Raw genomic sequence first — 12,566 nt, 5'->3', positions numbered from 1 at the left:
GAGCGCCTGCTGGACGCTTACCGGGCGCCTGCTGGGTTTCTACTGGGCGCCTACTGGGCGCCTGCTGGGCGCTTACCCGGGCGTCTGCTGGGCGCCGATCCGGCCCTGGCGCCGCACGCCGGGACCGACAGGCTGCCGGTGCCGGCGAGGTGCGCGCGGAGCATCGAGGAGGACGACGCGCTCACCCTCCTCGACAGGTCGTCACGCGCGGCGCGTCAGAGGCGCTCGACCACGTGGTCGACGCAGACCGTCAGCGCCTCGACGTCGGCCGGGTCGATCGCGGGGAACATCGCGATGCGCAGCTGGTTGCGGCCGAGCTTGCGATAGGGCTCGGTGTCGACGATGCCGTTGGCGCGCAGCACCTTGGCCACGGCCGCCGCGTCGACCTCGTCGGAGAAGTCGATCGTGCCGACCACCTGGGAACGGAACTCGGGCGCGGCGAACGGGGTCGCGTAGGACGACTTGTCGGCCCAGGCGTAGAGGCGCTGCGAGGAGTCGGCGGTGCGGGCGGTGGTCCAGGCCAGGCCGCCGTTGCCGTTCATCCAGTCGAGCTGCTCGGCCAGCAGGAACAGCGTCGCCACCGCCGGGGTGTTGTAGGTCTGGTCCTTGGCGGAGTTGTCGATCGCGACCGGCAGGCTGAAGAACTCGGGCACGTAGCGGCCCGACGCGGCGATCTCCTCGACCCGGGCCAGGGCGCGCGGCGACATGAGCGCGATCCACAGGCCGCCGTCGGAGGCGAAGCTCTTCTGCGGCGCGAAATAGTAGACGTCGGTCTCCTCGACGGAGATGGGCAGCCCGCCCGCGCCGGAGGTGGCGTCGACGAGCACCAGCGAGTCGTCGGAGCCCACTCGCCTGATCGGCATGGCGACGCCGGTCGAGGTCTCGTTGTGGGTGAGCGCGTAGACGTCGACGCCGTCCTCGGCCACCGCGGTGGGGTGGGTGCCGACCTCGGAGGTGATCACCGTGGGCTCGCCCAGCCACGGCGCCTTCTTGGCGACGGTGGCGAACTTCGAGGAGAACTCCCCGAAGGACAGGTGCTGTGACCTGTCGCGGATGAGCCCGAACGAGGCGATGTCCCAGAACGCGGTGGTGCCGCCGTTGCCCAGGACGACCTGGTAGCCCTCGGGCAGCAAGAACAGGTCGGCGAGCCCGGCACGAACACGGCCGACGAGGTTCTTGACCGGCTTCTGGCGGTGGGAGGTGCCCATGAGGCTCGCACCGGAGGCGGCGAGCGCGGCCAGTTGCTCGGTACGGATCTTCGAGGGCCCGCAGCCGAAGCGGCCGTCGGCGGGCTTGATGTCAGCGGGAATCACGATGTCAGCCACCTGACCAGGGTACTCAGCCCGAGGGATTCCCCGGATCGGGGTCCGGATGATGAGAAATCGTCCGCCGGTCCGCCCGGCACGGCACCGCCGGGAAGGGGAAGAGCCCCGTGAGACGACGAACGGCTGCCACAAGGGATGCGGCAGCCGTACGTGGTCGAAAATCAGGTCGGAATCAGGTGGTGCGTGGTCGAGATCAGATGGTGCCGACGACCTCGGCGGCGCCGGGCACGTCGGACAGCGGCCGCGAGGCCGGGCCGATGTAGTCGGCGCTGGGACGGACGAGCCGGCCCGTCCGCTTCTGCTCCAGGATGTGCGCGGCCCAACCGGCCGTGCGGGCGCAGGTGAACATCGAGGTGAACATGTGCGCGGGCACCTCGGCGAAGTCCAGGACCACGGCGGCCCAGTATTCGACGTTGGTGGCCAGCACCCGGTCGGGCTTGCGCGCGTGCAGTTCCTCGAGCGCGGCCGTCTCCAGCGCCGCCGCCACCTCGTAGCGAGGCGCGTCGAGCTCCTTGGCGGTGCGGCGGAGCACCCGGGCACGTGGGTCTTCGGCACGGTAGACGCGGTGGCCGAAGCCCATCAGGCGCTGGCCCTTGTCGAGCTCGCTCCGCACGTACTTCTTGGCGTCGCCCATCTGCTCGACGCCCTCGATCATGTGCAGGACGCGGGCCGGGGCGCCGCCGTGCAGCGGGCCGGACATGGCGCCGACCGCGCCCGAGAGCGCCGCGGCCACGTCGGCGCCGGTGGAGGCGATGACGCGGGCGGTGAACGTCGAGGCGTTCATGCCGTGCTCGGCGGCGGAGGTCCAGTAGGCGTCGATGGCCTTGACATGCTTGGGATCAGGCTCACCGCGCCAGCGGATCATGAAACGTTCGACGATGGTGCTGGCCTCGTCGACGCGGCTCTGGGGCACCATCGGCAGGCCGAGGCCGCGTGCCGACTGCGCCACGAACGACAGGGCCATCACGGAGGCACGCGCGAGCTGGTCGCGGGCCTCGTCGTCACTGATGTCGAGCAGCGGCTTGAAACCGTAGGCCGGGGCCAGCATGGCAAGCGCGCTCTGCACGTCTACGCGGATGTCACCGGAGTGGACAGGAATGGGATACGGCTCTGCCGGGGGGAGACCCGGCTGGAACTTGTTGTCGACCAGCAAGCCCCACACGTGCCCGAACGGGACGCGACCGACCAGCTCCTCGATGTCGACGCCCCGGTAACGAAGGGCGCCCCCTTCCTTGTCCGGTTCCGCGATCTCGGTCTCGAAGGCCACAACACCTTCGAGGCCGGGTTTGAAGTCGGACATGTCTGGCCGCCTCCCTTTCTTGCCATGTTCCGGCAATGCCTTGATGTCGAGATACCGGCGGGTCAATTTAACCCCCTGCCAGTTCATGCTCGGTCTCCGGACCCGGCCGAACGGCATAACCGCTGGTAGGAGGCGTTGCGTGGGATCTGCCACTAAGCGCGACACAATACCTTCTCGTGGATACATCCTCTCGGCCGCCCTCCCTGGCAGGGCTTCGCCGCACCTACGAAGGTCAGCCGTTGCTCGAGTCCGACATGGCGCCCGATCCCATCATCCAGTTCACCGTGTGGTTCGAGGAGGCCCTGGCCGCCGGGTTGCCGGAGCCGAACGCCATGGTGCTGGCCACCGCCTCGGCACAGGGCCGCCCCAGCGCCAGGACCGTCCTGCTCAAGGGCTACGACGAGCACGGCTTCGTCTTCTATACGAACTACGCCTCGCGCAAGGGCCGCGACCTCGCCGCGAACCCACACGCCTCGCTGCTGTTCCCGTGGCACCCGATCCGCCGCCAGGTGCGCGTCGAGGGCCCGGTGGCGATGCTCACGCGTGAGGAGTCGGCCGACTACTTCCACTCCAGGCCGTACGGCTCCCGGATCGGGGCCTGGGCGTCGCGCCAGTCCGAGGTGGTGAGCTCCCGGGAGGAGCTCGACGTCCGCTACGAGGAGCTGTCGGACCGCTGGCCGGAAGATCCTCCGGTGCCCGACTTCTGGGGCGGATTCCGGATCGTCCCGTTCGAGTTGGAGTTCTGGCAGGGACAACTCGACCGGATGCACGACCGGCTCCGCTACCGGCGGGTGGAAGCGGGTTGGGCTCTGGAGAGACTCGCCCCCTAATCTGCCTAGGTGCTTTTCGCGGACCTGGTCAAACGGCATCTTGTAGACACTCGGCCCTTAGCCGTCCCCGCTTACCGCCGGCTCTGGTTCGGGCAGGCGGTCTCGCACACCGGCCTCGCCGTGACCGTCGTCGCCGTCAGCCAGCAGGTCTGGGAGCTCACCCACTCCTCCCTCTGGGTCGGCATGCTGGGCCTGGCCAACCTGATCCCGCTGGTCGTGTTCGGGCTGTGGGGAGGGGCGATCGCCGACGCGGTGGACCGGCGCAAGCTGCTGATCGTGGGCTCGCTCATCGCCTGGGCGAGCACCCTGTTCATCCTGGCGCAGGCGCTGCTCGGCCTGGACAACGTGTACGTGCTGCTCGGCGCCATCGCGCTGGGCGCCACCGGGTTCGCGATCACCTCGCCCACCCGGGGCGCGATCATCCCCAGGCTGCTGAGCTCGGACCAGGTGCCGGCCGCCAACGCGCTCAACTCACTGGTCTTCAGCATGGGCGCGGTCGTCGGCCCGATGATCGGCGGCGTCGTGCTGGCCGCGGCCGGCTTCGCGGCGGCCTACGCGGTCGACGCCCTGCTCTTCAGCGCCGGCCTCTACGCCGCGCTGCGGCTGCCCGCGTTGCCGCCGCTCGGAGAGGTGACCCGGCCGGGCGCCAGGGCGGTGTTCGAGGGGCTGCGGTTCATCCTCGGCAGCCAGGTGCTGCTGATGTCGTTCGTCGTCGACATCATCGCCATGGTGCTCGCCCTGCCGAGGGCTCTGTTCCCCGAGCTGGCCGCCGAGCGCTTCGGCGGCTCCCCGATCGCGCTCGGCTGGCTGAACTCCGCCATGGCGATCGGCTCGGTCGCCGGGGCGGTGTTCTCCGGCTGGGTGGGCCGGGTGCGGCGGCAGGGGCTCGCGCTGGTCGTCGTCATCGCCGTCTGGGGGCTGGCGGTGGCGGCGGCGGGGCTCGTCCACGCGTTGTGGCTGGTGGTGGCGTTCATGGCGGTGGGCGGCGCGGCCGACGTGGTGTCGTCGGTGTGGCGGCAGTCCATCCTGCAGTTGTACGCGCCCGACGAGATGCGCGGGCGGTTGCAGGGCGCGTTCATGGTGGTCGTGGCCGGAGGGCCGCGGCTGGGCGACCTGAGGGCCGGAGCCTCGGCCGTGGCGTTCGGGGTGACCGGGGCCTGGGTCGGCGGCGGTCTCGCGTGCGCGGCCGTCGTGCTGGTCGTGGGGTTGTCCGTGTCCCGCTTCAGGGACTACAGGTCGCGTTGAGCCGTCGCCGAACACCGTCTGAGTGGCGTTCCGGCACGGATCGCAGCCCCGGCACCCGGCCCCGGCGGTGCGCGGCGAGGGCGGGTCGAGGTGGCCGGGAAGGAACCTGGCCGTCCCGTTGTTCTCCCCCTTTGACCATCGTGGGTCCTTCTCGCAAGTAGGGTCTCGGGTGACCCCTGCGCCCGAAGCGGACGGGCTCAGTCCATGCCACCAGCGACGTAGCATTTGAGTTGGGAGGAGCCTTGACCGCACACGGCCTGATCGATACGACGGAGATGTATCTCCGTACGATTTACGAGCTCGAGGAGGAGGGCATCGTCCCTCTCCGCGCGCGCATCGCCGAGCGGCTCCAGCAGAGCGGTCCGACCGTGAGTCAGACCGTGGCCCGCATGGAGCGCGACGGCCTGGTCCGCGTCGAAGGTGACCGGCACCTGTCGATGACCGACCTCGGCCGCACCCTGGCGACCCGCGTGATGCGCAAGCACCGGCTCGCGGAGTGCCTGTTGATCGACGTCGTGGGGCTGCCGTGGGAGGAGGTGCACATCGAGGCCTGCCGGTGGGAGCACGTCATGTCCGAGTCCGTGGAGTCGAGGCTGGTGACGTTGCTCAACAACCCCACGGTCTGCCCGCACGGCAACCCCATTCCCGGGCTGGCCGAGTTGGGCGTGGTGGAGACCGGAGAGGGCCGCTCCGGTGGCCTGGTGTCCATGTCCGACCTCGCCGGGCCCCGTGACCTACCCGTGGTCGTGCGACGAATTAGCGAACAAGTGCAAAGCGATCCCGCTGTGATGCTTAAACTCAAGCAAGTTGGGATACAACCCGGACGCGAGGTCACGCTCGCGGCGAGCGACGACGGTGTGCGGGTGACAGGTGACGGAAACGCAAAGGACACTCCCGCGGAGCTTCCGCGGGATGTCGCCGCGCACGTTTTCGTCTCCAAGCGGTGACGCCGATGCTGCTGCTTGGTTGAATCCCTTGAGGGAGATCCCCAACTCCCCGCCGGTCAAGACTGTTGCAGGAGCGCCCGTGGTTCGCTTTGCGCACATGCGTCCCCTAGGAGTGGTCTCCGGATGAAGCGTTGGGGGGATCTGTCACAGGATGCAGCTGATCACCTTGCCGCCGCATCCGTTCTTGATCATGCGGAGATGGCCGTCGTCGTGACGGATCGCTTCAGCAACCTCCTTTATTGGAATCCTTTCGCGGAGAAGCTCTTCGGCCGTCCGGGCAAGTCACCGTCCCGGGAGATGGCGGTGCTGTCTCTCGGGATCATGGAGAAGGACCACCCCCTCGCCGTCGAGCTGGCCAAGCACGTGCTGAAGGGCGGCGTCTGGGAGGGCACGTTCGACGTACGCCGCGGCGACGGCACCATCGTCTACGTCCGCGCCCAGGCCGTGCCGCTGCGCCACGCCTCCGGCTCCGTGACCGGCATCGTCATCACCGCCCGCGAGGCCCTGCGCAGCAACGAGCGCGAGAAGGACCGCTTCGGCCTGCTCGAACGCATCGGCGAGCGGCTCGCGGGCTCCCTCTACGTCGAGGAGACGCTCAAGCGCGTCGCCGAGATGCTCGTCCCGCAGTTCGCCGACCACTGCTTCATCGAGCTGATGGAGGGCGACCGGCTGGTGCGCCGGGTGTCGCAGCACGTGCAGGGCTGGACCCCTCCGCCGGGCACCTGGAAGCCGGTGGGCGCGGAGATCCGCTACCCTGCCGGCCACTACGCCAACACCGCGATGCGCCGCCAGGAGACGATCCTGGTCGAGGACTTCGCCACCAGCAACTACCCCAGCCCCACCGAGAGCAGCGCCAAGCTGTGCGGCGAGGTCGGCATGACCTCCGCCATCGTGGCCCCGCTCTGCGTGCGCGGCGAGACGCTCGGCCAGATGTACCTCGGGCTGTCCAACCTCACCGACCGGCGCAGCCCCCACTACGACGCGTTCGACCGCGACTTCGTCGGCGCCATCGCCACCCGGGTCGCGCTCGCCATCGACAACGCGCTGCTGTTCGAGGAGGAGCGGCACACCGCGGAGTCGTTCCAGAAGCATCTGCTGCCCCGGGCGCTGCCGCAGCTCGACGGCCTCGACATCGCGGTCCGCTACTATCCGGCGGCGCCGCTCGCCTCCCACGGTCAGGGCATCCAGACCCAGGTCGGCGGCGACTGGTACGACGTGATCCCGCTCTCGGCCGGCCGGGTCGGCATCGTCATCGGCGACGTCGAGGGCAGGGGCGCCAAGGCCGCGGCCATCATGGGCCAGCTCCGGGCCGCGCTGCGGGCCTTCGCCCAGGACGACAAGTCGCCCGCCGACATCCTGGCCAGGCTCGACGAGTGGACCCGCATCATCGCCACCCCCGAGAAGGACGACAGCGGCACCGACGTCAGCATCACGCCCATCGTGACCTGCCAATACCTCGTCTACGACGCCTGGTCGCGGCAGCTGTCCTTCGCCAACGCCGGGCACGCGCCGCCGCTGCTGCTGGTCGACGGCCGGTGCGTGGAGCTCGACATCGAGGAGGTCGGCCAGCCGCTCGGTGTGCGGGCCAAGGGGCTGCACGCCGACCTGGTCTACAAGGAGGAGACGCTGAGCCTGCCGCCGGGCGCCGCGCTGCTCCTCTACACCGACGGCCTGATCGACCGGCGTCCCGGCCGCGACGGCAGGATGCCCTCCGACGCCGAGACGCTCGGCGTGCTGCGCGAGAAGCTGGCCAAGCTGGCCGACGCCGAGGTCGAACGCGTGGCCGACGCCGCCACGGTCGCGGTGCCCGGCGAGATCGACGACGACATGGCGATCCTGGTGGTCCGCTCCACCCAGAGCGACCTCGACGTCGAGGAGCGCACCTTCCCCGCCCAGCCGATCATGGTCGGCGAGGCCCGGCGCATGGCCTCCGAGGCCTTCTCCAGCTGGAATGTGCCCGAGGAGCGGGCCGAGCTCGCCTGCCTGCTCGTCTCCGAGGTCGTCACCAACGTGGTGCTGCACGCGGCCAGCGCCAGCGTGCCGCGCAGGGAGCTGGTCGTCGAGGGGCCGCCGCTGCCGTTCGAGGAGTCCTGGGACGTGCCCGGCTTCGAGGACGAAGGGGTGGGCGACAAGGAGTTCACGCTGAGGCTGCGCAGAGGCGAGGAGTCGGTCTGGGTCGAGGTGTTCGACCAGGACCTCCGCCTGCCGCGCATCCGCAACGCGGGCGAGAACGACGAAGGGGGCCGCGGCCTCTACCTGGTCGACCAGCTTGCCCGGCGCTGGGGCTCGCGACCCACCAGGGAAGGCAAAGCCGTCTGGTTCGAGATTCCCACGCGCAGCCGTTAGTGGTTCACTCATCGCCATGGAGCTGGCCTTCGAACGGCGTGGCGCTGGTCCGCCGCTGATTCTCGTCCACGGCATCGGTCATCACTGGCAGGCGTGGCTTCCGGTCCTCGACCGGCTCGCCGCCTCGCGCACCGTGATCGCCCTCGATCTGCCCGGCTTCGGCGTCTCGCCCGGGTTGCCCGACGGCACGCCCTACACGGCCGAGACGCTCGCCGACGCGGTCGAGTCGTTCTGCGCGTTGCTCGGCGTGCGTGAGCCGCACGTGGCGGGCAACTCGCTCGGCGGCTACATCGCGCTCGAACTGGCCTCACGCGGGGTCGTCCGCACGGCCACGGCGCTGTCGCCCGCGGGGTTCTGGTCACGTTCCGAGCTGCTCTACTCCCAGACGGTGCTGCGGGGGGTGCGCGCCTCCGCCAGGTCGATGCCGCCGGAGCAGGCCATCAGGGTGGCGGAGAACCCGATCGGCCGGGCGCTGTCCTCCGCGTTGCTGGTCGCCCACCCGTCCAGGCTCTCGCCGACCGCGCTGGTCGCGGCCACGCAGGCGCTCGGCACGTCGACGGGGTTCGACGCGACGCTGGAGTCGTTCGCCGGCATGATGCCGCCCGCGCCGCCGAAGGCGCCCATCACGATCGCCTGGGGTGAGCACGACCGGCTGCTGCTTCGCCGCCAGGCCGTGCGCGCCGCCAAGTGGTCGGGGCAGCGGGTCAAGCTGCTCAAGGGCTGCGGGCACGTGCCGATGAGCGACGACCCCGAGCTGGTGGCGAAGGTGTTGCTGGAGGCCAGCCCCGGGTAGCCGGGCTTCGAGCCGGCTGCCGTGTGGCGGAGCCCGCCTGGCCCCCGCCCCGGCTAGGCGTACTGCTGACCCCAGATGAGCAGCATCACGATGACGAAGACGATCACCACCCCGACGTAGCCCACGGGCCCCAGACGCAGCGCGCGGCGCACGCGGTTGAGGCCCCAGGCGAACAACAAGGCCAGGAAAACCAGGAGGATCAGGCCGCTGTCCATTCGACCAGTATGCGTCGTCAGGTCGCGGGCCGCGCATCCTCAGAAGCCGAAGGACCGGCCGATGATCTCCTTCATGATCTCGGTGGTGCCGCCGTAGATCGTCTGGACGCGGCTGTCGATCCAGGCCTTGGCGACCGGATACTCCATCATGTAGCCGTAGCCGCCGTGCAGTTGGAGGCAGCGGTCGATGACCTTGGTCTGCAGCTCGGTGGTCCACCACTTGGCCTTGGCGGCGTCGACCACTGTCAGCTTCCCGGCGTTGAGCGCCCGGACGCACTTGTCCACGTAGTGGCGGGCGATCTCGGTCTCGGTGGCCAGCTCCGCGAGGACGAACCTGGTGTTCTGGAAGGACCCGATGGTGCGCCCGAACGCCTGGCGCGTCTTGCAGTATTCGATGGTCTGCTCCAGCACCGTCTCGGCCGCGGCCACCGCCGCCACCGCGATCGACATGCGCTCCTGCGGCAGGTTGCGCATCAGGTGGAAGAAGCCCTCGCCGTCGTTCGGGCCGAGCCGGTTGGCCACGGGCACGCGTACGTTCTCGAGGAACAGCTCTGCGGTGTCCTGCGCCTTCATCCCGATCTTGTCGAGGTTGCGGCCGCGGCCGAACCCCTCCATGCCGCGCTCGACGACCAGCAGCGTGATGCCCCGCGCCCCCGCCGCCGGGTCGGTCTTGGCCACCACCACGACCAGGTCGGAGTTGATGCCGTTGGTGATGAACGTCTTCTGCCCGTTGACGACGTAGTGGTCGCCCTCGCGGATCGCGGTGGTCTGGACGCCCTGCAGGTCGCTTCCGGCGCCCGGCTCCGTCATCGCGATGGCGGTGATCAGCTCGCCGCTCGCGAACCCGGGCAGCCAGCGCTGCTTTTGCTCCTCGTCGGTCAACTCGACCAGGTACGGGGCCATGACGTCGTTGTGCAGGGAGAAGCCGAGGCCGGAGGCGCCGTGCCTGATGATCTCCTCGACGATCACCGCGTTGTACCTGAAGTCCGTGACGCCCGCCCCGCCGTACTCCTCGGGGACGGAGAACCCGAACATCCCGATCTCGCCGGCCTTCTTCCAGACCTCGCGGGGGACCACGCCGTCCTTCTCCCAGCGGTCGTGATGGGGTATGACCTCCCGGGCCATGAACTCGCGCACGGTCTCGCGGAAGAGCAGGTGCTCCTCGTCGAAGAGGTCTCGCTCCATCGGTCGCCTCCAAGCAGGGGTGTGATGGAACACAGAATACGATTCTGTTACTGATAGGTATACCCGGTTTCCGGTACGGCTTCGCAGGGGACACGGGTTCATCACAAGTGTCATGAGGTGCTCTGTTCGCCGGGGTCGCTGCCCCTAAGATCTACCTTCGGTCTAGGTGTGAGCGGAGTGTCCGGTGAATCGGTGGCGCAAGGCGTTGATCGCCGCATCGGTCGGAGCGGCGGCGTCCGCCGCGTTCGTGGCGATGCCCGCGAAAGCGGACACGTTCAGCCTCGTGGTCGACTACAGCTGCACCGGTGGCATCGCCGGGTCGGACGAGGTGAAGCTCAGGGCGCGGGTGCAGATCCCGACCACGGTGCAGCAGGGCGGCATGCTCAAGCTGGGCTGGGCGATCGAGCATGTCAACGCGCCCAGGTTCAAGTCGCCCGACTACTACGCCGCGGGCGCCAAGGTCTCGCTGATCGGCAACGTCAAGCTCGACGGGGCGTGGAACGGCACCCTCGAGGCGCACGGCAGCGAGGACCAGGGGGCGCTCAAGCCGAACCAGCCCCTCACGTCGCCGGAAGGCATGTCCTCCGAGGCGCACATGACCGAGACCGGCGTCATCAAGCTCAGGCCACAGGCGATGACCGTGGACTTCGTTCCGCCCGCCGGAGAGATTGTCGTCAACAACGACGATCCCCGCGTGATCTACCGCAATGCGTGGACCCACGACACGGCCACCCGCCCCGAGTACGGCGACTGGCTGCGGGACGTCCACACCACCACCACGCGCACGGACGAGGCGATCATCCGTTTCCGGGGCACCGGGTTCGAGTACATAGGGCGCGAGATGCCCGATGTCGGCCGGGTCCGGGTGATCATCGAGGGCGTCGACGGCCGCGACGACTCGGCGATCGTGGACCCGACCAAGGACTCCAGCGGCAACCCGACCAACGCGACCAAGGGCAACATCTCCCTCTGGGAGCGCAAGGACCTGTCCTACGGGCAGCACACGGTCCGGATCAGGAGCATCGACGACGGCAAGCCCGTGCACCTGGACGCCTTCAAGTTGCACACGCGCGAGATGATCGATCCGCCGACAGAGCACCGGTCCACCTGCGTGATCACCAACGACCCGGGCGCGGTCGAGATCACCGTGGGGGGCGCGAACTCGTCACCTCCGGTGACCCCCACCACGTCGGACGATCCCACCGACGACCCGACCGACGGTCCCACCAGAACGCCGACGACCAGCAGCAGCCCCACGGCGACGACTCCGCATGACAACTCGAACCCCATCGGCGACCGCGTCGGCGTGGTGACCGGAAACGTGACGACGACCAGTCCGTCGGCGACGGCGACACCGACGACGACGGTGACCAAGACCGTCAAGCCACAGGTGGTCAAGACGCCCAAGGGCGGGGTCGACACGGGTGAGGCGCCGGAGGAGCCGAGGAGCGGGTCGTACGGGCTGATAGCGGGCGGATCGCTGCTCCTGATGGGGAGCGCCACCGGTGGGTTGCTGCTGAGGCGGCGGCGCGCCACGCACGCGGGAGGAGCGAACCGATGACCGAGCAGAAGTCGCCGCTGAACAGGGCCATGCCGGGGTTGCTGATCGCCGGCTCGCTGGGCGGTGTGGGCGCCATCATGGTGGGGCTGCTGTCGCTGGCCCCGGCCGTGGACGACGGCTCGGGCCCCGGCCCGGTCGCGCAGCCCGCGCCGAGCACCGTCCAGATCCAGAACGCGGGCGCGTTCGTGCTCCCGCCCACGGTCGGCCCGGGCGGCAAGGACGCACCCCTGACCCCGGCTCGCCTGGACGCGCCGCCCCCGCTGGCGGCGGAGCCGGTCGTGGCCCCGATCCCGGCCCCCAAGAAGGCAGGGGTCAAGGCCAAGCGGGTCATGCCGACCCGGATCAAGATCCCCAAGATCAAGGTCAACGCCCAGATCGGCCTGGTCACGCTCGACAAGAAGGGCGGCCTGACCACCCCTCCGCTGAGCAAGCCGAACCGCACCGGCTGGTACCGCTACTCGCCGGTGCCCGGCGAGCTGGGTCCCTCGGTGATCAACGGCCATGTCAGCACCCGCAAGGGCGTGGCCGTCTTCAACCGCCTCCGTGAGCTGGCCAAGGGCGACCACATCTACGTGTACCGGTCGGACAAGAAGGTCACCCGCTTCACGGTGAGCGGGATCGAGCAGGTGAGCAAGTCGACGTTCCCGACCGGCCGCGTCTACGGGAACACCGACAGCTCCCAGCTCCGGCTCATCACGTGTGGCGGCATCTACAACAAGAAGGCCCACAGCTACACAGACAACATCGTGGTGTACGCGACGTTGTCCAAGAAAAAGGGCTGATGAGAAGTTGATGTAGGTTTTGCCGTTTGCAGGAGAT

General features: G+C 69.3%; 11 protein-coding genes. 7 read left to right on the top strand and 4 right to left on the bottom strand.

Annotation, left to right across the window (positions count from 1 at the left end):
- Positions 1-215: 215 nt before the first annotated feature.
- Together serC and AB0C16_RS35200 are read right to left on the bottom strand one after the other, a co-directional pair.
- A complete protein-coding gene (gene serC, locus AB0C16_RS35205; protein ID WP_357689603.1) occupies positions 216-1,325 on the bottom strand; it encodes a phosphoserine transaminase in 1,110 nt (369 codons plus the stop codon).
- A 193-nt stretch (positions 1,326-1,518) separates the two neighbouring features.
- Positions 1,519-2,625, bottom strand: a complete 1,107-nt coding sequence (locus AB0C16_RS35200) for a citrate synthase 2 (protein WP_357689601.1) — start codon at positions 2,623-2,625, stop codon at positions 1,519-1,521.
- Between the two features lie 176 nt (positions 2,626-2,801).
- Between AB0C16_RS35200 and pdxH the strand changes: the two genes are divergently transcribed.
- The 5 genes from pdxH (at position 2,802) to AB0C16_RS35175 (ending at position 8,786) form a co-directional block, all read left to right on the top strand.
- Complete coding sequence (pdxH, locus tag AB0C16_RS35195) at positions 2,802-3,455, top strand: pyridoxamine 5'-phosphate oxidase (protein ID WP_357689599.1); 654 nt, start codon at positions 2,802-2,804, stop codon at positions 3,453-3,455.
- 9 nt (positions 3,456-3,464) lie between these two features.
- Positions 3,465-4,700, top strand: a complete 1,236-nt coding sequence (locus tag AB0C16_RS35190) for an MFS transporter (RefSeq protein ID WP_357689597.1) — start codon at positions 3,465-3,467, stop codon at positions 4,698-4,700.
- A gap of 242 nt (positions 4,701-4,942) precedes the next feature.
- The gene (locus AB0C16_RS35185; protein WP_357689595.1) at positions 4,943-5,647 is read left to right on the top strand and encodes a metal-dependent transcriptional regulator; all 705 of its coding nucleotides are present in this window, start codon (positions 4,943-4,945) and stop codon (positions 5,645-5,647) included.
- Positions 5,648-5,770: 123 nt separating this feature from the next.
- On the top strand, positions 5,771-7,993 hold the full coding sequence (locus AB0C16_RS35180) for a SpoIIE family protein phosphatase (protein WP_357689593.1): 2,223 nt from the start codon (positions 5,771-5,773) through the stop codon (positions 7,991-7,993).
- A gap of 16 nt (positions 7,994-8,009) precedes the next feature.
- Positions 8,010-8,786, top strand: a complete 777-nt coding sequence (locus tag AB0C16_RS35175) for an alpha/beta fold hydrolase (protein WP_357689591.1) — start codon at positions 8,010-8,012, stop codon at positions 8,784-8,786.
- Positions 8,787-8,839: 53 nt separating this feature from the next.
- Here AB0C16_RS35175 and AB0C16_RS35170 read toward each other — a convergent pair whose 3' ends face one another.
- Both AB0C16_RS35170 and AB0C16_RS35165 read right to left on the bottom strand, forming a co-directional pair.
- Entirely contained in the window at positions 8,840-9,001 is a 162-nt protein-coding gene (locus AB0C16_RS35170; RefSeq protein WP_357689589.1) for a hypothetical protein, read from the bottom strand.
- A gap of 39 nt (positions 9,002-9,040) precedes the next feature.
- Positions 9,041-10,186 (bottom strand): acyl-CoA dehydrogenase family protein, encoded by a 1,146-nt coding sequence (locus AB0C16_RS35165; RefSeq protein ID WP_357689587.1) that lies wholly within the window; start codon positions 10,184-10,186, stop codon positions 9,041-9,043.
- Positions 10,187-10,370: 184 nt separating this feature from the next.
- Here AB0C16_RS35165 and AB0C16_RS35160 point away from each other — a divergent pair, with 184 nt between their 5' ends.
- Together AB0C16_RS35160 and AB0C16_RS35155 are read left to right on the top strand one after the other, a co-directional pair.
- A complete protein-coding gene (locus AB0C16_RS35160; protein WP_357689585.1) occupies positions 10,371-11,747 on the top strand; it encodes a hypothetical protein in 1,377 nt (458 codons plus the stop codon).
- Entirely contained in the window at positions 11,744-12,529 is a 786-nt protein-coding gene (locus tag AB0C16_RS35155) for a class F sortase (RefSeq protein ID WP_357689583.1), read from the top strand. Before AB0C16_RS35160 ends, AB0C16_RS35155 begins: the two co-directional genes overlap by 4 nt.
- Positions 12,530-12,566 lie beyond the last annotated feature (37 nt).

Source organism: Nonomuraea sp. NPDC048916, from assembly GCF_040649575.1.
Lineage (GTDB): Bacteria > Actinomycetota > Actinomycetes > Streptosporangiales > Streptosporangiaceae > Nonomuraea.
This window is presented reverse-complemented; position numbering and strand designations above follow the sequence as displayed.

Excerpts from the sequence above, each read along its gene's own strand:
- AB0C16_RS35200 (WP_357689601.1), bottom strand. The coding sequence starts at position 2,625 with ATGTCCGACTTCAAACCCGGCCTCGAAGGTGTTGTGGCCTTCGAGACC.
- AB0C16_RS35180 (WP_357689593.1), top strand. The coding sequence starts at position 5,771 with ATGAAGCGTTGGGGGGATCTGTCACAGGATGCAGCTGATCACCTTGCC.
- AB0C16_RS35175 (WP_357689591.1), top strand. The coding sequence starts at position 8,010 with ATGGAGCTGGCCTTCGAACGGCGTGGCGCTGGTCCGCCGCTGATTCTC.
- AB0C16_RS35170 (WP_357689589.1), bottom strand. The coding sequence starts at position 9,001 with ATGGACAGCGGCCTGATCCTCCTGGTTTTCCTGGCCTTGTTGTTCGCC.
- AB0C16_RS35165 (WP_357689587.1), bottom strand. The coding sequence starts at position 10,186 with ATGGAGCGAGACCTCTTCGACGAGGAGCACCTGCTCTTCCGCGAGACC.
- AB0C16_RS35155 (WP_357689583.1), top strand. The coding sequence starts at position 11,744 with ATGACCGAGCAGAAGTCGCCGCTGAACAGGGCCATGCCGGGGTTGCTG.